General features: G+C 35.5%; 16 protein-coding genes. 7 read left to right on the top strand and 9 right to left on the bottom strand.

Annotation, left to right across the window (positions count from 1 at the left end):
* Positions 1-390 precede the first annotated feature (390 nt).
* The 3 genes from tnpA (at position 391) to J0383_RS11735 (ending at position 3284) form a co-directional block, all read left to right on the top strand.
* On the top strand, positions 391-852 hold the full coding sequence (tnpA, locus tag J0383_RS11745; RefSeq protein ID WP_207298566.1) for an IS200/IS605 family transposase: 462 nt from the start codon (positions 391-393) through the stop codon (positions 850-852).
* A 4-nt stretch (positions 853-856) separates the two neighbouring features.
* Positions 857-1609, top strand: coding sequence for a hypothetical protein (locus J0383_RS11740; RefSeq protein WP_207298565.1), 753 nt, complete (start codon positions 857-859; stop codon positions 1607-1609).
* 70 nt (positions 1610-1679) lie between these two features.
* Complete coding sequence (locus J0383_RS11735; RefSeq protein WP_207298564.1) at positions 1680-3284, top strand: fumarate hydratase; 1605 nt, start codon at positions 1680-1682, stop codon at positions 3282-3284.
* 138 nt (positions 3285-3422) lie between these two features.
* Here the strand turns inward: J0383_RS11735 and J0383_RS11730 are convergent, their stop codons facing one another.
* Both J0383_RS11730 and dinB read right to left on the bottom strand, forming a co-directional pair.
* Complete coding sequence (locus J0383_RS11730) at positions 3423-3932, bottom strand: PAS domain-containing protein (RefSeq protein WP_207298563.1); 510 nt, start codon at positions 3930-3932, stop codon at positions 3423-3425.
* Positions 3933-4025: 93 nt separating this feature from the next.
* Positions 4026-5111 carry a DNA polymerase IV gene (gene dinB / locus J0383_RS11725; protein ID WP_207298562.1) on the bottom strand — a complete coding sequence of 362 codons (1086 nt, stop codon included), beginning with the start codon at positions 5109-5111 and terminating at the stop codon, positions 4026-4028.
* Positions 5112-5252: 141 nt separating this feature from the next.
* Between dinB and J0383_RS11720 the strand changes: the two genes are divergently transcribed.
* The gene (locus tag J0383_RS11720; protein ID WP_207298561.1) at positions 5253-5987 is read left to right on the top strand and encodes a metallophosphoesterase family protein; all 735 of its coding nucleotides are present in this window, start codon (positions 5253-5255) and stop codon (positions 5985-5987) included.
* A gap of 46 nt (positions 5988-6033) precedes the next feature.
* Positions 6034-6561: a DUF6646 family protein gene (locus J0383_RS11715; protein ID WP_207298560.1), complete on the top strand. Its 528-nt coding sequence runs from the start codon at positions 6034-6036 to the stop codon at positions 6559-6561.
* A 72-nt stretch (positions 6562-6633) separates the two neighbouring features.
* Here the strand turns inward: J0383_RS11715 and J0383_RS11710 are convergent, their stop codons facing one another.
* Complete coding sequence (locus J0383_RS11710) at positions 6634-7521, bottom strand: SAM hydrolase/SAM-dependent halogenase family protein (RefSeq protein ID WP_207298559.1); 888 nt, start codon at positions 7519-7521, stop codon at positions 6634-6636.
* A 204-nt stretch (positions 7522-7725) separates the two neighbouring features.
* Between J0383_RS11710 and J0383_RS11705 the strand changes: the two genes are divergently transcribed.
* Positions 7726-10380, top strand: coding sequence for a TonB-dependent receptor (locus tag J0383_RS11705; protein WP_207298558.1), 2655 nt, complete (start codon positions 7726-7728; stop codon positions 10378-10380).
* Between the two features lie 103 nt (positions 10381-10483).
* Here J0383_RS11705 and J0383_RS11700 read toward each other — a convergent pair whose 3' ends face one another.
* The 6 genes from J0383_RS11700 to J0383_RS11675 all read right to left on the bottom strand — a co-directional run bounded on the left by J0383_RS11700 (position 10484) and on the right by J0383_RS11675 (position 19554).
* On the bottom strand, positions 10484-13261 hold the full coding sequence (locus tag J0383_RS11700) for a M4 family metallopeptidase (protein ID WP_207298557.1): 2778 nt from the start codon (positions 13259-13261) through the stop codon (positions 10484-10486).
* A gap of 350 nt (positions 13262-13611) precedes the next feature.
* The gene (locus J0383_RS11695; protein WP_207298556.1) at positions 13612-14268 is read right to left on the bottom strand and encodes a CoA transferase subunit B; all 657 of its coding nucleotides are present in this window, start codon (positions 14266-14268) and stop codon (positions 13612-13614) included.
* A gap of 257 nt (positions 14269-14525) precedes the next feature.
* A complete protein-coding gene (locus tag J0383_RS11690; protein WP_207298555.1) occupies positions 14526-15227 on the bottom strand; it encodes a CoA transferase subunit A in 702 nt (233 codons plus the stop codon).
* Between the two features lie 166 nt (positions 15228-15393).
* The gene (locus J0383_RS11685) at positions 15394-17700 is read right to left on the bottom strand and encodes a penicillin-binding protein 1A (RefSeq protein ID WP_207298554.1); all 2307 of its coding nucleotides are present in this window, start codon (positions 17698-17700) and stop codon (positions 15394-15396) included.
* Between the two features lie 11 nt (positions 17701-17711).
* Positions 17712-18191 carry a gliding motility lipoprotein GldH gene (locus J0383_RS11680; protein ID WP_207298553.1) on the bottom strand — a complete coding sequence of 160 codons (480 nt, stop codon included), beginning with the start codon at positions 18189-18191 and terminating at the stop codon, positions 17712-17714.
* Complete coding sequence (locus J0383_RS11675) at positions 18175-19554, bottom strand: PSP1 domain-containing protein (protein ID WP_207298552.1); 1380 nt, start codon at positions 19552-19554, stop codon at positions 18175-18177. Before J0383_RS11675 ends, J0383_RS11680 begins: the two co-directional genes overlap by 17 nt.
* A gap of 534 nt (positions 19555-20088) precedes the next feature.
* Here J0383_RS11675 and J0383_RS11670 point away from each other — a divergent pair.
* The gene (locus tag J0383_RS11670) at positions 20089-21264 is read left to right on the top strand and encodes an ankyrin repeat domain-containing protein (protein ID WP_207298551.1); all 1176 of its coding nucleotides are present in this window, start codon (positions 20089-20091) and stop codon (positions 21262-21264) included.
* Positions 21265-21292 lie beyond the last annotated feature (28 nt).

Below are 21292 nucleotides of genomic sequence, written 5' to 3'. Positions count from 1 at the left end.
CTCTTACTTCGAATTAATGTAACAATAAACAGTTCAAAAAAGTTCCGATAGGAACGAACGATCTTGTAGCAACGGATTTTAATCCGTTGATCATTTTGCGACGTCCTATATTTAAATATTTGTTTAAACCATATTGAAATTCGGCCTTACGATATATTTCAAAACAATAGCTCTTGCTTCGAATTAATGTAAAAATAAACAGTTCAAAAAAGTTCCGATAGGAACGAACAATCTTGTAGCAACGGATTTTAATCCGTTGATCATTTTGGGACGTCCTATATGGAAGTTCCATCGGAACGACCGATATATTTACAAAAAAAAGAAAGTTAAATATTACAAAAATTAATTTGAGTCAAACAAGAATCATTTATTTTGTAATAAAAAATCAGGATGGCAAACACATATCATCAAGTTTATCTTCAAATAGTATTTGCTGTAAAATACAGAAATGCTGTTATTGATGAAAAATGGCGACCTAAGTTATTATCAGTAATTGGACATTTAATTAATGAAACGGGATGCAAAACAATTATCGTTAATGGCGTAGAAGATCATGTTCATTGTCTGCTAGCATTAAAACCAACCATAACAATTTCAGAATTAATGAAAGCTGTAAAAGCCAAATCTTCAAAATTTGTAAACGAAAACCAATTGACAAAGTCTAAATTTTCATGGCAGGAAGGTTATGGTGTATTTTCATATAGCCAATCGCAAATTGAATCTGTTTATAAATACATTCAGAATCAAAAAGAGCATCATAAAAAGCAAAGCTTTAATGCTGAATATCTAAATTTTCTAAACAAATTCAAGGTTCACTACGAAGAAAAATATATTTTTGAAGAACTAATATGATGTTATGAAAATACAATACCTCTTCATTGCCATTCTTTTAACAGCTTGCCAAAAAGGACAAAAACAAAATCAGATCGCTTCTTTAACTTCAACAGATACTACAAAAATTACAGCTTTTGACGATGATAAAACTATAAAAGAAAAATCACTTCAAATTGATACTATCCTTCTTTCTGAAGACAAAAATGCAAACGTCAGCCATATTTTAGTGAATCTTGTCAATCAAAAAGCAGACAAAGACAGCATCGTAACTTCAACTTTCCGACTTGATTTCTATCAGAATAAAAATCAAATCGCATCTTCAAAGGTTTCGATCAAACATTATGAAAAAGGTTCAGAATGGAGCGGCGTTTTAGGTTTGAATAACTCATCTGATAAAAATTCTTCTTTTATAAAAATTGATTCTGGTTATCCTGCCTGCGGATATACTTTTAGTAATTATTTATTTTATCTTAAAAACAATTCTCTACAACTTGTCCATGACTGGGAATCGATGTCTGACAGCGGCTGGGGAGTGTGGACAGAATTTGTGAATAACGATTCAAATACTGGAAAAGATCCTAAAATCTTTTATTGCAAAACTGTTGCATTTGAGCCCGGAGACGATGATAATGAGGACTCTGGAGTTCTAAAATACTCGGATTCCATTTCGTTCTCGCTTCAAGGAAACCATTGGAAAAAGAAACTGCTTTCTGCAAAAGAGAAACCTTATTTCGAAAAAAAGATGAGCTTTAACGAGTTTCACAACCAGCAATAAACTGTTTTAGAGATCTAATTCAAATTCTTTCTTAGGTAAATAATTTCTAACTTTGTAAAAAAACAAAGAAATGATTGATTTTATATACCAAGATCCTTATCCTATTTTGAAGGATGATACTCAATACCGCAAAATTACTTCTGATTTTGTAAAAGTTGAAAAATTTGGAGAACGCGAAATTTTAACCGTTGATCCAAAAGGTTTAGAATTATTAGCAGAAGAAGCATTGACAGATGTTTCGTTTATGCTGAGAACATCTCATTTACAAAAATTAAGAAAAATTCTTGACGATCCAGAAGCAACTGATAATGATCGTTTTGTAGCTTACAATTTATTACAGAACGCGTCTGTTGCTGCCGAAGGTCAATTACCTAGCTGTCAGGATACGGGAACTGCGATTGTAATGGCAAAAAAAGGAGAAAGCATTTTCACGGGTGTTGATGATGCTGAATGGTTAAGCAAAGGAATCTTCAATACATACCAAAAACGTAATTTACGTTATTCTCAAATCGTCCCCATTTCAATGTTTGAAGAGAAAAACTCAGGTTCAAATCTTCCGGCACAAATTGATATTTATGCTAAAAAAGGAGCTTCTTATGAGTTCTTGTTTATGGCAAAAGGTGGCGGATCTGCTAATAAAACCTATTTATACCAACAGACTAAATCATTATTAAATGATAAATCTATGGATGCTTTCATCCGTGCGAAAATTAAAGATTTAGGAACTTCGGCTTGTCCTCCTTACCACTTAGCTTTGGTTATTGGCGGAACTTCTGCGGAAGCGAATTTAAGCGCTGTTAAAAAAGCATCTGCAGGATATTATGACCATCTTCCCACATCAGGAAACATGGCAGGACAGGCATTTCGTGATTTAGAATGGGAAGAACGTGTTCAGAAAATCTGTCAGGAGAGTGAAATCGGTGCTCAGTTTGGAGGAAAATACTTTACACACGATGTTCGTGTAATTCGTTTGCCTCGTCACGCCGCTTCTTGTCCAGTTGGATTAGGAGTTTCGTGTTCTGCAGATAGAAACATTAAAGGAAAAATCACCAAAGACGGAATCTTTGTTGAGCAGTTAGAAGTAAATCCAAAACAGTTTTTACCAGAAACAGCTCCACATTTAGAAGCTCCGGTTGAAATTGACTTAGATCAGCCAATGGCCGATATTTTGGCAAAATTGTCTCAATATCCTATCAAAACACGTTTAAAACTAAACGGAACTGTTATCGTAGCCCGAGATATTGCTCACGCAAAAATTAAAGAGCTATTAGACGCCGGAAAACCAATGCCGGATTATTTCAAAAACCATCCTGTGTATTACGCAGGACCTGCAAAAACGCCAGAAGGAATGCCTTCAGGAAGTTTTGGACCAACAACCGCTGGCCGTATGGACGTGTATGTAGATGAATTCCAGAAAAATGGCGGAAGTATGGTGATGCTTGCCAAAGGAAACCGTACTAAACAAGTAACGGATGCCTGCAACAAATACGGAGGATTCTACTTAGGTTCTATTGGAGGCCCGGCTGCAATTTTAGCTCAAGACAACATTCTGAAAGTTGAAGTAGTTGATTTTGAAGAATTAGGAATGGAAGCCGTACGTAAAATCACTGTGAAAGATTTCCCTGCTTTTATTATTACTGATGATAAAGGAAATGACTTCTTCGAGAACTTGTAATTTTTTAGATGCTAAATACTAAGGTTCTGAGATCCTAAGTTTTTTTTAATATAAAAACCGCCTTTTGGGCGGTTTTGCTTTATATTGTCTTTCGAACTTAAAATGGGCGTGCTTTGTGTAATCTAGCGTGCTTCCCGGTTAAAATACAAGTTCTTCTTTATCTTCCTTTTCAAAAGCAATGAAATGCGAAAGTTTTCCTTTTAAATTATATACCGGAGTCGCATCTACATGACATTGGTATATTTTACCGTTTTTTTTGTAGTTTTTAATGGTTTTTACAAACGGCTTTTTTAAGTTGATGGATTCCCGTATTTCTTGTAAAGCAGATTTACATGTTTCCGGACCTTGAAACATTTTAGGAGTTTTACCCAGAACTTCATCTTCTAGATATCCAGTCATTCTTTTGATACCGCTTGAAGCGAAGATAATTTTGAGATTTAAATCGGTAATTAGAACTACTTCGTCTTTGATTCGTTCTGCGATTTTTAAGTTTTCTTCGTTCCAAGTAAACTGGCTGGAAATTTTACCGACTTTTTTCAAATCAGCAAAAGAAGCTTTTAATTCATTTAAGTATTCATAATGAAAATCTAGAGCCAGAATAGGCACCAAAGTTCGGCTTACGATTTCTTCAGAACTATTTTTTTTCATTTAAATGGATTTTAAGCATCCTTTTCACTCAAAGATAATATTTAAATTGCTTCAAAAAACCGCAAAAAATTATTTTGATATTTTTTTTGCAAATCAAAATTCAAACTTAAGCTGTACTACTACTGCTTTCTTTTCTTCATTACTCAAATTACTCAGTGAAATTCCGAGCAAACGAACTGAATCCTTCATCTTTTCCTGATACAAAAGTTCTTCTATAACTTCCATTATCAAACTTTTATCGGAAATAAAATAAGGCAGTGTTTTGCTTCGTGTTTGTTGTGTAAAATCACTGTACTTTATTTTCAGCGTTACCGTTTTTCCCGAAACATCATGTCTTTTCAATCTTTTTTCCAAAGAAACTGCAATCCTGTCAAGCTGTTCCAGCATAAAAATTTCAGAAGAAAGGTTTACATCAAAAGTATGTTCTGCCGCCACAGACTTGGTTATTCGGTGCGGCTTTACTTCGCTGTTATGAATTCCCCGAACAACACTGTAATAAAAAGCACCTGACTTGCCGAAGTGTTTTTCTAAAAATTCTAATGATTTACTTTTTAGATCTAATCCGGTAAAAATACCAAGCTGATACATTTTTTCGGTAGTTACTTTCCCAACTCCGTAAAACTTTCGGATAGGAAGTTCTTCCAGAAAAGATATGATTTCATCAGGATTAACCGTTTTCTGTCCATTGGGTTTATTAATGTCGCTGGCAATTTTGGCCACAAACTTATTTACCGATATTCCAGCAGAAGCCGTTAATCCAACTTCATTTAAAATTCTCGATCTGATTTCCTGCGCCAATAAACTGGCACTTGGATTTCCTTTTTTGTTTTGGGTGACATCCAAATACGCTTCATCCAGCGAAAGCGGTTCAACTAAATCTGTATATTCATGAAAGATTTTATGAATTTTGGATGAAATTTCTTTGTATCGGTCAAATCTCGGGCGGACAAAAATAATATCCGGACAATACTTTTTGGCCAAAACGCCGCTTATAGCACTTCTTACACCAAACTTTCTGGCTTCATAACTTGCCGCCGCCACTACTCCTCTGTTTTCTGAACCGCCAACTGCCAGTGGTTTTCCGCGCAAAGACGGATTGTCCATCTGCTCTACAGAAGCATAAAAAGCGTCCATATCGATATGGATAATTTTGCGGTATGTAGGAGCATCATCTGACATTTTGCAAATTTAAAAAGGAAAGCCGTAAAAAGAACGCTGATCATAGTTATAAATAGTATCAATTTTTAAAGATTAACAACTAATTGAATTCAAACAAATCATTTTACTTATTTTTGTAGTTACTACCCGAAATATTTAAAAATGCGAACATTTGTTATAGGCGACATACACGGAGGATTACTCGCACTTGAACAGGTATTGAAGAAAGCCGAAGTTACTACAGAAGATACACTTATATTTTTAGGCGATTACGTTGATGGCTGGAGCCAATCAGCAGAGGTAATTGATTTTTTAATTGAATTGAAAAGCAGACAACACTGCATCTGCATTAGAGGAAATCATGATCAGCTGGCTTTAGACTGGCTGGAAAACCGACATGAAGATTTTGATGAAGAAATGTGGTACAAACATGGCGGAAAAGCTACTGTTGAAGGATATGCCAAGATTTCACCTGAAAGAAAAAAAGATCATATTGCATTTTTCGAATCTTTGAAAGATTATTATCTGGATGATGAAAACCGACTTTTTGTTCATGCCGGATTTACAAATCTGAATGGTGTTGTTTGGGAATATTTCCCGAAATTATTCTATTGGGACAGAACCCTTTGGGAATCTGCACTGGCTTTGGATCCAAATTTAAAACCAGATGATTTATATTATCCAAAGCGTTTTACGGTTTATAAAGAAATTTATATTGGACATACTCCTGTTACCAGAATTGGAAAAACAGTTCCGGTTAACAAAGCCTGCGTTTGGAATGTTGACACAGGAGCTGCTTTTAAAGGTCCGCTGACAATTATGAACGTGGATACCAAGGAGTTCTGGCAGAGCGACCCTTTAAATGAGTTGTATTCTAACGAAAAAGGCAGGAATTAATCTGTAAAAAACTAAATTTGCAGTCCAATATTAATATTTAAAGGTTATGAAAAAAGTTATTACATTTTTGTTTTTAGTATCATTTGGATTCACTCAGGCACAACAGGCTTTTAAAGGAAAAGGCGATATGAGAGTAAACATTGGTGCTAATCTTCAAGATGGCGGTTCTGGAATTCAAGGTTCGATAGATTTTGGTTTAGGAGAAAATTTCTCTTTCGGATTTGTGACTAGTTATTTACTTGGAGTAGATAATTTTAATGGTATTTACCACAACAATCCAACTCCATACTACGATTACAAACCAGAATTTAAAGATCGTTTTGATGCAAAAGCAAGAATTAATGCCAATTTAAGCAGTGTTATTGGAGTTGAGCAATTAGATGTATATCCAGGTTTAAGTTTAGGTTTACGTAATTTCGGCGGACACGTTGGAGGTCGTTATTTTTTTACTGACGGATTTGGTGTTTTCACAGAAATTGGATTCCCAATCGCAAAATACAGCAGCAACAATGATGTATTTGATCATTTAAACAATCAAGCCACTTTTAGTTTAGGAGCTTCATTCAGTTTATAATATAAAACTGTCAACGATATTCATAAAAAACCGCTCAACTTGAGCGGTTTTTTTATATTATCTTATTCAAAATCATTTGCTTAGCAGAATACTCCAATCCGATCCGCTGTAAATTTTATGTTTTGCCGAAAAGCTTCCCTGATTTACTGCCAGTGAAAAATTCAAAAGGCTGTTAAAATACGTAACATCTGTCCCTACAGGAACTTCACCAAAAGTATTTACGAGTTTTAATTTCCCATCATATACTTTTTTGGTACCGTTTAAAATTTGGATTTTCACAAAATCACCCGCTTTTAAATTCAAATTTGCAAAAGTCTTTTTATCAATATTTGTCCAAACATTTCCGTATTGAATATCCAAAATCGGAATACCGCCTTTGATTACGCCATTTTCGAAAACAGGTTTTTGGTAATCAATTTTAACTACTTCATTTGGCAGTTTTGGACCAACTTCTTCAAAAGTAATAGTTTTAGAGGCTAAACGTGCTCCCGTAAAAGCATACACATCACGCCCATGAAACGTATATGATTCATTTGAATTCTGACGGCGGTTTTTTACCTCATCAATTTCACGTATTTCCTGGATCCCTAATTGTTCTGCAATCAAAGTTAAAGTTCCGTTATCTGGCGTTACGAAAAAATGACCTGATTTAGTCTGTAAAACAACTGAATGTCTTGCTGTACCTACTCCAGGATCGCAAACCGATACAAACACAGTTCCTGCAGGATAATATTGTGCTGTCTGCGATAAACGATAAGCTGCTTCCCAAATATTAAAAGCTGGGATTTCATGAGTTAGGTCAAATATTTTCAAATCTGTTGAAACTCCCATTGCCACACCTTTCATAGCAGAAACCGCTCCGTCTTTCAAACCAAAATCAGATTGAAAAACTAATACATTATTTTGGGCATAACTGCTGAATGTTACAACACACAAAAAAAGTAATATTCTTAATTTCATTTTTTATCTTTTTTAAATTTGAACAAAGATATTTCATTAAAGCCAAAAATTGCTAATGATACGATATAAAAAAAGAGATTTTTAAATCAAATTACGTTTTTTACGATTACATTTGCATTTAATTCATTATCCTATATAAATACTAGGTAATTGTTTTTCTATTTTGAAAAAAGCTTGCCTATCAGTCAAAACCAAAACAATCATATGAGAAAAAAATTAAAATTTGTCATAACGGCTTTCCTGACTTTATCGAGTACGCTATTTTATGCGCAAAACCATGAGATAAAAGGGACTGTAACCAGTGAAAGCGGTAATCCGTTGGAATTTGCTACTATTCTTGTAAAAGGCTCACAAACCAGTACTACAACAGATGCTTTAGGAAAATTTACAATTTCAGCCGCTCACAATTCTCCAACTTTAATCGTATCGCTGCTTGGTTACAAAACCAAAGAAATTGTAGCAAGAGATCATTTTGTAGACATTCAGCTGGAGTTTGAAAGCAACAGTCTTGATGAGATTGTCGTCGTGGGAAGTAGAAATCCTAAAAAGAGTAAACTTGAAACAGCTGTTCCAGTTGATGTTGTGAATCTGGCGAAAATCAGAAATACAACGCCACAGACTACTACAAACGATATCTTAACCTATTTAATTCCTTCTTTCAATTCAAACCGACAATCTTCTGCTGACGGAACTGAGCATATTGACCCAGCATCCTTAAGAGGCTTAGGACCAGATCAGGTTTTGGTTTTGATTAACGGAAAAAGAAGACACACTACATCATTAGTAAATTATCAAAATACGGTTGGTAACGGATCTGTTGGTACAGATTTGAGTGCTATTCCGGCTTCTGCCATTAAACGAATTGAAGTTTTGCGTGACGGCGCTGCAGCACAATATGGTTCTGATGCTATTGCAGGTGTAATCAACTTGGTTTTAAAAGATAATGCCGGACTTGAAGCAAATGCAACTTATGGAAGTACATCTAGAAATGACGGACAAACAACGAATCTGAATTTGAATTACGGAAGCAAAATTGGAAACAAAGGCGGTTTCATTAATCTTTCGGCTGAATTTAATGACCGTCAGAAAACAAACCGTTCGCAAAACCACAACCTGATTATTTTTGACCAATCTGCCCAAGGGAATTTTTTCGCTTATGATTTTGCCGATGATCCGGCGCAATCACGTCAGATTGATGACAATTTACTGTCACAAAATGGTTTGAAACGTGATGATTTTAATTTCCAGATTGGCGATGCCAAAATACAGAATATTCAAGGATTCTTTAATGCTTCAATTCCGCTAAACGATCAGATTGAGTTTTATGCAAATGGAGGTGTCAGCCACAGAAAAGGAACTGGTTATGGCTTCAGACGTTTGCCAAGCGAAACCGAAAGTGTTGTAACTTCAATATTTCCTTTTGGATTTCAACCTGAACTAAATTCGGTTGTCACAGATCTTTCTTCTTCTGTAGGTTTCAAACTTAAATTTGGCGAATGGAAACTTGATGTAAGCAATACAATTGGCGAAAACAAATTTGTATACGATGTTTCCAATACCAACAATTTTTCTTTGGGTGACAACAGTCCAACAGAATTTAAGGCGGGAAATCATTCATTTCTTCAAAACACTCTAAATGCTGATATTACAAGATTATACAAAGATGTTTTCAGCGGATTAAATGTGGCTTTTGGAGCTGAATACCGTTTCGAAAAATACAAAATCGTTCCAGGTGAAGAGGCTTCTTATGTCGATGGCGGCGCACAGTCGTTTCCTGGATTTTCTCCTTTGAATCAAGTAGATGAAAAGAGAAACAGTGTGGGAGTTTATGGGGATATTGAAGCGGATATAACTGATAAATTCTTAGTGGGAATTGCCGGGCGTTATGAAGATTATACTGATTTTGGAAGTACAATCAACGGTAAATTGTCTTTACGATATAAAATTCTGGATAATCTTTCTGTTCGTGGAGCTTTAAGTTCTGGTTTTAGAGCGCCTTCATTACATCAGCAGTATTTTAATAATATTGCGACTGATGTTGTTGACGGACAGCTTTTAAATTCAGGAATTTTTAGAAATGACAGCGAAGTAGCGAAACAACTTGGAATTCCGAAATTAAAAGAAGAGACTTCGAGAAACTACAGTTTCGGTATTGTGTACTCGCCTTTAAAGCAATTACACATTACAGCCGATTATTATCATATTAGAATTGATAACCGAATCATTCTTACCGGAAATTTAGGTAATGATGCTTTTGGAGAACCGGTTCCTGAACTTCGTAATCTGTTTGCTCAATATGGCGCACAAACAGGACGTTTCTTTACCAATGCAATTAACACGACTACAAATGGAGTTGACGTCGTAATTGATTATGATTTAAATCTGGGACGCGGTAAAATGAATCTTTCTTTATTGTACAATTACAACGACAACAAAGTGGATGATAATCTGCATAATGTTCCTGCTATATTCGCAGGTCAGGAAGATGTATATTACGGTCCGCAGGAAAGAAGCCTAATTGAATCTAACACCCCAAAACATAAAGGAACATTTGCTGTAAACTACAGCATAGACAAATGGAACTTCTTATTGAGAAATACGTATTTTGGAGAAGTCGTTCGTGATGGTTTTCCTTTTGGTGGAATTCAAAAACACAACGGAAAAGTGGTTACCGATTTAACTGCTGCTTACAAAATAACCCCAAAAGTTCAGGTTGCCATTGGGGCAAACAATTTATTTGATGTTTTCCCGGACAAACAAATCTATGAAAACAGCTATTATGGTGTATTTAAATATGCGCCAGTTCAAATGGGCACAACAGGAGCTTATTACTTTGGAAGAATTAGTTTTTCTTTGTAAAAAACAACTTTTTTAAAAAATAGAAAGCCGTCCAAATTAACTGTTTTGTGTATCACAGATTCAGTTTAAACTGGACGGCTTTTGCTTTTATGAAAATGAAGTACTATTTCTTAGCAAATTTCTTCACGATTTTTTTATCACCGCTTGTTAATTCGATCAGATAAATTCCTGTACTTAATTTGCTTACATCTACAGCATTTCCTGCAATTTTGCCTGAACCAAGCTGCTGTCCTAATGTATTGATAATTTTATACGAATATCCATCAGCTTCTTCAATTGAAACATTCAATTCTGTTTCCGCTGGATTTGGGTATAAAGCAAATTTTTCAGTTCCCGTTGTTTCGATTAAACCTGCTACTACTTCTTGGTCAAGTGTACCAGAAGCTGTAATGTTGATGGTATAATCCTCAACTTGTCCATAAGAGAATCCTTCACAAGCTGTTGGTACAGAATTGTATTTCATAGAAACTCTAATTCTTGTGGTTCCAAGCGTTGCAGTCGATGGAATTGTAATTGTTCCTGTAACCGGAGTGGTTTTAGAAGCTGTTTTCGTCCAAACTGTTTCACCTGAATCTGAAAAATCTCCATCTTGGTTGTAGTCGATAAATACGGCATACCCTTCGTTATAAATAGTCGATGTCCAAGTTGGTGTTATGGTAATCGTATATGCTGTTCCCCTAGCCGCATTGGTAGAAATTGATGTGAAATTCTCGTAACCTGTAGTTGCAGTAGAAGTATTATTGATTGTTCCGAAAACAACTTTACCAATTCTTTCGTCGGCTGCACTACTTCCTTGAGAAGTACAATATGTTACAGAAGTTGCAGTTGTTGTAACATTTACACTACTGCTTGAAGCAGAAACATTTCCAGCCGCATCTTTAGCTTTCACACTAAAAGTATACGCTGTTGAAGGTGTTAAACCCGTAACGGTGTATGTTGTAGTAGTAGATGATCCTTTAAACGCCGTTCCTTGATAAATATCGTAACCTGTAACAGCCGCGTTATCTGTTGAAGCTGTCCAAGATAAATTCGTTGTTGTTCCAGTTGTACCAGAAGCTGCTAAACCAGTTGGTGCAGAAGGTGGTGTTGTATCTGTTGATCCAGAATAAGCCGCACCTACTCCAATAGCATAAAATGCGTTTGTTGTTGCAATAACTTCTGCAGAACCTGCTCCGTATAAATCAATAGCTGATTGAATTCCAGAAGTTCTAGCATTTGCAAAAGTTGAATTTGAAGTTAAGTAAACGTCTTCCAATCTAAATGCAATTTTGGCTGCTTTGTCGATTCCAATACCTGTTACGCTATAAGAACTTCCAATATCATTTGTTCCTGTTTTTCCAACAGATAAAATATAAAACCAGTGGTTAAAAACTCCAGAGTTAGTATGTACACCGCAATAGTCATTACTGCTCGTTGGCGTACAGCTTACACTAATCCAGTTTGTTCCTCCATAAGTATCCGGCTGGCCTTCAGCTTTTGGATTACTCATTGAACGAAGCGCTATGTGTCCGCTTCTTCTTTCTATATCTTCACCCACTAACCAAGTTGATTTTGTTGGCGCTGCACGATATTCAATACAAGCTGCCCAGATATCAGAGAAAGCTTCGTTCATCGCTCCAGATTCTTTTTGATACGCTAAATTAGCAGTGTATGTACAAACAGCGTGTCCAATTTCGTGACCAGCAACGTCTAGAGATGTCAAAATATCAAAACCTCCCGTTCCGCTTCCGTCACCGTAAGTCATTACACTTCCGTTCCAGAAAGCATTATTGTTGCTAGAATATCCAGCAGCAATTAAATTGTAATGCACATAACTTTTGATTTTCGCTCCAGCATCGTCATAACTGTTTCTGCCATGCACCGCTGACCAATAATCATAGGTCATTTCAGCGCCCCAATGAGCATCAAGCGCACCGTTGTCTTTATTAGTATTGTTGTATTCAGCAGCTGTCCAATTGTTATCTGCATCCGTAAAGTTCGTGGTTGGATACGTTGCTGTTCTAGCTGAGTTGTAAGTTTGGATTCCGTTTCCGCGAGTTCCATCAAGCAGAATATAAGATGAACCGCTTAAGCTAGTCTGGATTGTCTGCGTTCCACTGTAACGGGTTTCTGCATTGGCCGCTACGATAGCTTTTTTAGCAAGTGCCGTTTCGTTTTTTACAGCACTTCCTGCCGATGCTTTTTTTGCATGAACATTGTCATGTAAATGTTTTATGGTAGCATTATAAAATAATGCTTTTCCTGTTTCGGCATCAATGTAAAGATCTCCGCGGCTTAATGGTTTAGTGGCATAAATGTCAAATTTATAAGCCAGACGAATATTATCTCCTGCACGTTTTTCTCCTTGCTGTTCCATATTTGGTAACAAAACCAGTTCGCCTTTTGGTTTAGCATAACCCAATTCGGCAGCATCAAGAGGTTTTTCCCAAAGATATTCTGATGCATGAGTGTACTGCAATGCCTTATTGAAAGCCTGATCTGCAGAAAGTGACGGAGAAAGTTTCACATTTTCGATGTTGTAGTATTCACCATTCATTGAAACTACTTTTCCATCTTTAGAATGCAGGGTGTAATTGGCAAACTCTACTTTAATTCCTTGTTCGTACAATTGGAATTTTTCGTGAGTGTAACCTTGTTTGTCAGATTCAGTTCTGACTTTTTGGAAAGATTGAGTGTCTTTTAGTCCTAATTGTTCTTTAAACACTCTTTGGTAATCTGAACCTTTGTAACTTGACAGTTCGTTAAAAGTAATTAAACTTGGCTGTCCGTTTTCTGAAACGCTTTTTTGTTTCACCTGTTTATCGGTTACCTGGGCAAAAGCCGAAACTGAAAAACTTAGCACAAAGGCTGCTGTAATAATTTTTGGTAATTTTCTTTTCATAACTTCTTGGGGTTTTTAGTTTGGGTTAATGTTTACAAATTGTCAATGATAAAGTAAGTAAATACTTAAATTTGGTGATAAAAGTATTTTAAATTTGTTAGATAATCGATGAAATTTGCCGTTAATCGATAAAATGCAACATTTTTTACTTAAATTTTACTTTTATATAACATTATGTGAAAAATTCACAAAGAAAAGTGCGAAAATTTGTATAGTAATTAAACTTAAACTATTGAAGAACAATACAAAAAGCCAAAAAATTATCAAAAAAGAAGTTCTTTTTTAACTTTATCGCATAAAAAAAAGCCAGCTTATTACAAACTGGCTTCATTTTTTAAGAATGCTATTTTTTAATTGATATTCATTTCTGGAATTTCGCCTTCAATTATCAAATCAGCTTCCGTAGAATTAATAATGTGCTCCACTGAGATACCTGGCGCTCGTTCTAAGAGCTTAAAACCTTTTTCGGTTACTTCGAGAACGGCAAGCTCAGTTACTACTTTTTTAACGCATCCTACACCTGTTAATGGTAAAGTACATTTTTTTAATATTTTTGATTCTCCGGCCTTATTAACGTGCATCATGGCTACGATAATATTTTCTGCAGAAGCAACCAAATCCATAGCACCTCCCATTCCTTTTACCATTTTTCCCGGAATCTTCCAATTGGCGATATCGCCGTTTTCAGAAACTTCCATGGCTCCCAGAATAGTCAGATCGACTTTTTGGCTTCGGATCATTCCAAAACTAAAAGCCGAATCAAAGAAACTGGCTCCAGGAAGAGTGGTTATGGTTTGTTTTCCCGCATTGATTATATCCGCATCTTCTTCTCCTTCAAAAGGAAAAGGTCCCATACCCAAAACTCCGTTTTCACTCTGAAATTCTACCGAAATATCTTCACGTACATAATTCGCCACCAAAGTTGGAATTCCAATACCTAGATTAACGAAATATCGGTCTTTTACTTCTTTTGCAATTCGTTTTGCTATATCTTCTTTATTTAACATATTTTGAATGTGTCAATTTGGAAATTAGATAATTAGACAATGCCTATCTCGCAATCTAAATGAATTATCTAATTATCACATTTTCTAATTATTTTAATGTGCCAGTTCGTCAATTTGATAATGAGATAATTCTTTTCGCAATCTGAATTAATTATCTAATTGTCGCATTTCCTCAATTATTTTAATGTGCCAATTAGTTAATTAGATAATTTAAACACAATGTGAAAAATTATCTAATTGGCACATTTTCTTATTATCTAATTTCTAGCGCGCACTGTTCGCTGTTCAATTCTTTTTTCGAATTTTTCTCCTTGAAAGATTCTCTGAACCATAATCCCCGGAATGTGTATTTGGTTTGGATCTAGAGTTCCGACAGGAACCAGCTCTTCGACTTCGGCAATGGTAATTTTTCCGGCACCAGCCATGCAGGCATTAAAGTTTCTGGCAGTTCCTTTGAAGATTAAATTTCCGGCTTCATCACCTTTCCATGCTTTTACGATTGAAAAATCAGCTTTGAAAGCTTCTTCCATAATATGCATTTTTCCATTGAATTCGCGGACTTCTTTTCCTTCCGCTACTTCAGTTCCATAACCCGCAGGAGTAAAAAAAGCAGGAATTCCTGCCTGAGCAGCACGGCATTTTTCTGCTAAAGTTCCTTGCGGTGTCAACTCGACTTCTAATTCACCCGAAAGCATCTGACGTTCAAATTCAGCATTTTCACCCACATACGAAGAAATCATTTTTTTGACTTGTTTCTTTTGCAGAAGCAATCCCAGACCAAAATCATCTACACCGGCATTATTGGAAATACAAGTTAAATCTGAAATTGAAGTATTTACCAAAGCTGCAATTGTATTTTCAGGAATACCGCACAAACCAAAACCGCCAAACATAATTGTCATTCCAGTTTCGATTCCTTTGATTGCTTCCTGAACGTTATTCACTTTTTTTGTTATCATAACAAACTGTCTTTATTACCATTTAATTTTGATAAAAATACTATTTTCTGATCAAATTATAACGATTTCGTAAAAAATAAAAAAGGTGTGTAAAAAAATATCCTTTTGTCATCTTCTTTGTAATTGAAGGTTCCAAAAGGATATTGTTTCATTGAATATTTTTTAACTACAGCTCGAACTCGTCTGTGTTTTGTTCGGTTTGAGTAGTGTCTTTAACTACGGCCGGTCTTTGGTAACAATCTACTTTGATTGAAAGGTTTGCCGGACGTTCAAATTCTGAATTAGAAACCTGAAGGTCTTTATCGGCATAACAAAGTTTCATGAAATACGCCCAAACTGGTAAGGCAGCAGTTGCTCCTTGTCCGTATGTTAAGCTTTTGAAACGTGCTGAACGGTCTTCACATCCAACCCATACTCCAGTTACTAAGTTGGGCACCATTCCCATAAACCAACCATCTGACTGGTTTTGTGTGGTTCCTGTTTTACCTGCAATTGGGTTTTTAAACATATACGGATATCCTGTCCAACGGTTGTCTCCGCTTCCTCCGCCTTGCGTACGTAAACGTGCTCCTGAACCTGTTTCGGTTACACCTTCTAATAATTTGATTACGGCAAATGCGATATCTTTATTTAAAACATCATGGGATTCTGGAATTGGTTCGTAAATTACCTCTCCACTTTTGTTTTCAATACGGCTTAAAAACTGAGGTTTTACATACACTCCTTGATTGGCAAATGTGCTGTACGCAGCCACCATATCTTCAACAGTAATATCAACCGCTCCTAATGCAATTGACGGCTGCACTGGAATTTCTGTTTTTACACCTAATTTTCTAGTTAAGTCAACTACCGCTTCTGGACTTGTTCTATCAATCAATTTTGCCGAAACAGTATTAATAGAGTTTGCCAAGGCTTGTTTTAAAGTCACCATTCCTCTGTATCTGTAATCTGAGTTTCTTGGCTCCCAATCCTCGGTTACGTGGTGACGCCCTTTATGAATCATGAAAGGCCCATCGAGTATAGAATCGCAAGGTGACATATTCAATTCTTCGATAGCAGTTGCGTACACAAATGGTTTAAATGTAGAACCCACTTGTCTTGCTCCTTGTCCTACGTGATCGTATTGGAAGTATTTGTAATTGATTCCTCCAACCCAAGCTTTAATGTTACCTGTTTGAGGCTCCATTGCCATTAATCCAGATTGTAGGAAGTGTTTGTAGTAACGAATAGAATCAAACGGTGTCATTACAGTATCGCGTTCTCCTTTCCAGGTAAAGACACGCATTTTAGTTTTCACCTTAAACGAAGCGATAATGTCATCTTCGCTTTTATCCATTTCTTTCATTTGTGCCCAGCGAACAGAGTTTTTCATAGCCTGCGTCATGATACGATCTGTTTCTGCTTGTGTGATATTTACAAAAGGAGCATTTTTATTGTTTTTTTGTTCAATAAAAAATTGCTGCTGTAGGTTTTTCATATGTTCAGCAACAGCTTCTTCTGCGTATTTCTGCATTCTTGAATCAATGGTTGTGTAAATTCTTAAACCATCTTTGTAAATATCGTATTCCGTTCCGTCAGGTTTTTTGTTTTCAGTTACCCATTTTTTCAAGTAATCACGAAGGTATTCTCTAAAATAAGTAGCCGTTCCTTCACGGTGGCTTTCTAATTTAAATTTTAAAGCGATTGGTAGAGCCTGCAGTCTTTCTTTTTCAGCTTCAGAAATCATTTTTGCTTTTACCATTTGTCCAAGAACTACATTACGACGATTTTTAACGCCTTCAGGATTTCTTACTGGATTGTAAAGTCCTGAGTTTTTGAACATTCCAACTAACATTGCTGATTCGTCGATTGTTAGGTCTTTAGGATCTTTTGAAAAATAGGTCTGTGCTGCGGAACTTACTCCAACAGAATAGTTTCCGAAGTCGTAGACATTACAGTACATGGCAATGATTTCATTTTTGGTATATTGTCTTTCCAGACGAATGGCAATAATCCATTCTTTAACTTTTTGCAGAATTCTGAAAGGTAAAAAACGAGAACCTTCTCCGTGAAACAACTGTTTTGCTAGCTGTTGCGTTAAAGTACTTGCTCCACCATTTGTTCCTAAACTAAAAACAGCTCTTAAAGTTCCACGTCCATCAATTCCTGAGTGTTCGTAGAAACGAGCATCTTCGGTAGCTACTAAAGCTTCTACCAAACTTTTAGGAAGATCCGAGTATTTAAGCTGAGATCTGTTGGTTTTGAAATATTTACCAATTACAACACCATCAGACGAAATGATTTCGGTCGCCAGATTAGAGTCTGGGTTTTCTAAGTCTTCAAAAGAAGGCATTGAGCCAAAAAGTCCCCAAGAGGCAAATAAAAAGAAAGCCAAAACGCCTAACAGAGAATAGGCAAAAATTCTCCAGAATTTCTTTTTGTAGTAATTAATATCCTTAACGGTATTGGTTTGATTGTTTTTTTTAGCAGCCATATAACTTATTTCTAATCTTTTTGTTCTATTCTAAAACCTACGTCTGTAATACCTTCCAAAGCTTGTACACCTGGAATTTTTCCAGATTCTCTAACAGCTTGTTTGATATGTACTTTGTATTTTCCTCTAAATTTCACGTCTTCTTTATAGAAAAGTTTACTTTCTTTTATGTCCGTAAATCCATTTCCCATAAGCGTTCCGTCGGGATTTGCCATTTGGTATTCTAAAGTATCGACTTTGGTAAAACCGCTTGGCGTTTCCATGGCAACAATCAAAAATAAATTATTGAATGGATAATTGTTGTTGTCCCTTACATTTACAAACAGGTTGTATTTTTTCGTAGAATCCAAAACCGGCAGGTTAAAAGTTACCACACTGTCTTTGTGCCAAGCACTTCCAACAGATTTGTACTCATCAAATACTCTTTTTTTATCGCATGAAAAAAGAAGTATTGCTGCCAAAAGAAGAATCCCGCTATTTTTTATTCTCATTTTTAGTATTCGTTATTGGTTTTCTAGGTTCAGCCGATTTATTTTCATTTGAGTTCTGCTTATTCGGATTGTTTTTATTCGAATTGTGCTTCTTCTTATGATTTTGTTTATTTGGATTGTTTGGCTTATTCGCATTACCATTGTTCGGATTATTATTTCCTGCTGGTTTAGCGGTATTTGTATTTTTTTCCTGCTGTGGTTTTGCCGGAGTAGCAACACCAGCTGTTTCAGCAGTTTGTTTGCGTTTGCGGTTTGGTTTTTTCTTTCTTTTTGGCTGGTCAAAACGAGTTAAACTTTCCTGACCCATTGCGTTGTTAAAGTCTTTTTCAGGTTCTGAAGTAACTTCAATTGCAAAATCTTCTAAAGAAGAAACTTTATTTTTCTGTTTATTCTCGGCAATAATTTCTTTTACCTGATCGATTTTTAAAACGTGCCAATTTGCAAAATTGTTGGTATAAGCAAACCACATTAATCCTTTAAAAATATCCTGTTTCTGGCAAACTGCATCGCCTTTTTCTGTAATTAGTTTTGTATCGTAATCCGGAAAATCTTTCAATGCGTCCATGTAAGTGTCTAACTCATAGTTCAGACAGCATTTTAACTTTCCGCATTGTCCGGCTAATTTCTGCGGATTCAATGATAATTGCTGATAACGTGCTGCAGAAGTATTTACACTTCTAAAATCGGTCAGCCAAGTCGAACAGCAAAGTTCACGTCCGCAAGAACCAACTCCACCTAAACGAGCGGCTTCCTGACGGAAACCAACTTGTTTCATTTCGACTCTGGTACTGAATTCTTTCGCAAAATCTTTAATCAGCATTCTAAAATCGACACGGTCATTTGCTGTGTAATAAAAAGTCGCTTTAGATCCGTCGCCTTGAAATTCAATATCCGAAATTTTCATTTCCAATTTATGCTGAATCGCTAATTCACGTGCACGAACTTTCATTGGTTCTTCACGATCGCGCGCTACAGACCAGATATCGATATCTTTTTGAGATGCTTTTCTATAAATTTTTGGAACGTCGTTACTTTCGTAATTCACTCCTTTTTTCTTCATTTGAATCTTTACCAATTCGCCTGTAAGAGTTACAATTCCAATATCATGTCCTGGTGAAGCAACAGTTGCTACAATGTCACCAATACTTAAAGTTAATTTCTCTGAATTTCTAAAAAATTCCTTACGTCCGTTTTTAAAACGTACCTCAACACAATCAAAAATCGCCTCACCATTAGACGGACTCATGTTTGCGAGCCAGTCAAAAACCGTCAATTTATTGCAGCTATCGGTGCCGCAAGTCCCATTATTTTTACAACCCTTTGGTGCGCCACCATCTGAGGTTGAACAACTTGTACATGCCATAATTATATATGTAGTGCTGCCAAAATACAGCTTAAGTTCATAAACGTTTGATCGGTAAAGATAGTATTTTTTTTATTTGGCTATTTATAGATTAATTCTAAAGGGTTGTTAAATAAAAAATGTAATGATTTCAAAAAAATTACAATTTAAAAATTCTGCTTTAAATTTTTCTCATTTTTCTAATATAACGAGTTTAAAAAAAACTTATTCTACTCGTTTTATGACGTATAGAGGTCATACAAGAAAAGACATTATTATCACTTCACTTTTTAAACTCGGTGCAAAATCACGAAAATTACCAAACCATGAGTTCGGATTTAATGAAAAAAGTAGGCAAAACATACGGTTCTTAATTAGCATCTTTTTTGTAAAATACCTTATTCTGTTCATTTTATGCCGTAAAAAGCCTTTTTAACTTTTTATACTGAAATATATTTGTAATTTTTATGTTTTATCTTACAGCATCGTTTGGAAAGGCAGCAATTGCGCACCAAACCGCAATAAAATTATCATTCATTTTTAAATATATTTCAAATGACAAACCAAATTGAAAGTTTCCTTTTTCAGGGAAAATTTGACGAGGCTAGAGAATGCCTAAACAACGGAGAGAAATTTAACGAACAATATCTTAAAAACAATTTTTCGCAGATAGCTGCCAAAATTATTGAAGCGAAAGAAATTGACTTTATCGAAAAGCTGATAAAAGCGGGTTTTATTGAAACCGATATTTACGAATTGGACAATTTTGATCAGTCAATTTTTAAACCGTTAACGTTATATTTAAAAGACGACGACGAATCGATTGCTTTTTTCAAAGAAGTTATGTCAAAAATCGACAACATTAACGACGAAATAAGCGACAAAACGTTGCTTGGTTATTTTTTTGAAAAAGGAACTTCGCCAAAAATAGTTAAAGTTTTAGTTGATGATTTTGGAGCTAACACGCAGTATAAGAACAATGCAGGTGAAAATTTCATATATACGATCTTAAACACTTATGGTTTGGATGCAGAAAAAGTAAAAGAATACATTACCATTCTAATTGATAATGGCGTTGATATCAATGAGAAAAATATTGTAGGCACAACGCCTTTAATGTGCGCAGTTAAAAGAACCCGAAAGGATCTTTTAACTTTTTTAGTTGAAAACGGTGCAGATCCTAATGAAACTGATAACCAAGAGAACAGCGCTTTTTATTATGCTACAGCTGAACAGTTTTCGTTTCCGATGTACGAACTTTTAGCAGAATCATCATCAGCCGTTTTTAATAGAATCAATAAAAACGGAAAAACTTTACTTACAGAGTTTATCAGAATGATGTCTGATTCTGAATACGATCTAAATTCGTTGCAAAGATTATTATCAGATGGAGCTGATTTAAATCATTGCGCTGAATATTATGGAAATCCGAAATCGGGTGTAGATTATATTTCAGAGAAAAAATCGGGCATTCTAAAGTCGGTTCTTGACAGCGGTTCAATTGATGTTAACGAACAAGACAATCAAGGAAACACTATTTTACACAAAGTCTGTGCGTATAATGTAAATTACGATGCTGAAGCCGCAAAAGAGACTTATCGAAAAGTTAAATTACTTCTTGAAAACGGCGCTGATAAAGAAATCACCAACGACAAAGACGAAACGGCTTTGATGCTTGCTTCTGGCGACAACCTGAAGATTAAAACGGTTGAACTTTTAATGAAACAATAAAAACGATTATTTACTTTAAAAATATCTA

Source organism: Flavobacterium endoglycinae (assembly GCF_017352115.1).
Taxonomy (GTDB): domain Bacteria; phylum Bacteroidota; class Bacteroidia; order Flavobacteriales; family Flavobacteriaceae; genus Flavobacterium; species Flavobacterium endoglycinae.
This window is presented reverse-complemented; position numbering and strand designations above follow the sequence as displayed.

Excerpts from the sequence above, each read along its gene's own strand:
- tnpA (WP_207298566.1), top strand. The coding sequence starts at position 391 with ATGGCAAACACATATCATCAAGTTTATCTTCAAATAGTATTTGCTGTA.
- J0383_RS11740 (WP_207298565.1), top strand. The coding sequence starts at position 857 with ATGAAAATACAATACCTCTTCATTGCCATTCTTTTAACAGCTTGCCAA.
- J0383_RS11735 (WP_207298564.1), top strand. The coding sequence starts at position 1,680 with ATGATTGATTTTATATACCAAGATCCTTATCCTATTTTGAAGGATGAT.
- J0383_RS11730 (WP_207298563.1), bottom strand. The coding sequence starts at position 3,932 with ATGAAAAAAAATAGTTCTGAAGAAATCGTAAGCCGAACTTTGGTGCCT.
- dinB (WP_207298562.1), bottom strand. The coding sequence starts at position 5,111 with ATGTCAGATGATGCTCCTACATACCGCAAAATTATCCATATCGATATG.
- J0383_RS11720 (WP_207298561.1), top strand. The coding sequence starts at position 5,253 with ATGCGAACATTTGTTATAGGCGACATACACGGAGGATTACTCGCACTT.
- J0383_RS11715 (WP_207298560.1), top strand. The coding sequence starts at position 6,034 with ATGAAAAAAGTTATTACATTTTTGTTTTTAGTATCATTTGGATTCACT.
- J0383_RS11710 (WP_207298559.1), bottom strand. The coding sequence starts at position 7,521 with ATGAAATTAAGAATATTACTTTTTTTGTGTGTTGTAACATTCAGCAGT.
- J0383_RS11705 (WP_207298558.1), top strand. The coding sequence starts at position 7,726 with ATGAGAAAAAAATTAAAATTTGTCATAACGGCTTTCCTGACTTTATCG.
- J0383_RS11700 (WP_207298557.1), bottom strand. The coding sequence starts at position 13,261 with ATGAAAAGAAAATTACCAAAAATTATTACAGCAGCCTTTGTGCTAAGT.
- J0383_RS11695 (WP_207298556.1), bottom strand. The coding sequence starts at position 14,268 with ATGTTAAATAAAGAAGATATAGCAAAACGAATTGCAAAAGAAGTAAAA.
- J0383_RS11690 (WP_207298555.1), bottom strand. The coding sequence starts at position 15,227 with ATGATAACAAAAAAAGTGAATAACGTTCAGGAAGCAATCAAAGGAATC.
- J0383_RS11685 (WP_207298554.1), bottom strand. The coding sequence starts at position 17,700 with ATGGCTGCTAAAAAAAACAATCAAACCAATACCGTTAAGGATATTAAT.
- J0383_RS11680 (WP_207298553.1), bottom strand. The coding sequence starts at position 18,191 with ATGAGAATAAAAAATAGCGGGATTCTTCTTTTGGCAGCAATACTTCTT.
- J0383_RS11675 (WP_207298552.1), bottom strand. The coding sequence starts at position 19,554 with ATGGCATGTACAAGTTGTTCAACCTCAGATGGTGGCGCACCAAAGGGT.
- J0383_RS11670 (WP_207298551.1), top strand. The coding sequence starts at position 20,089 with ATGACAAACCAAATTGAAAGTTTCCTTTTTCAGGGAAAATTTGACGAG.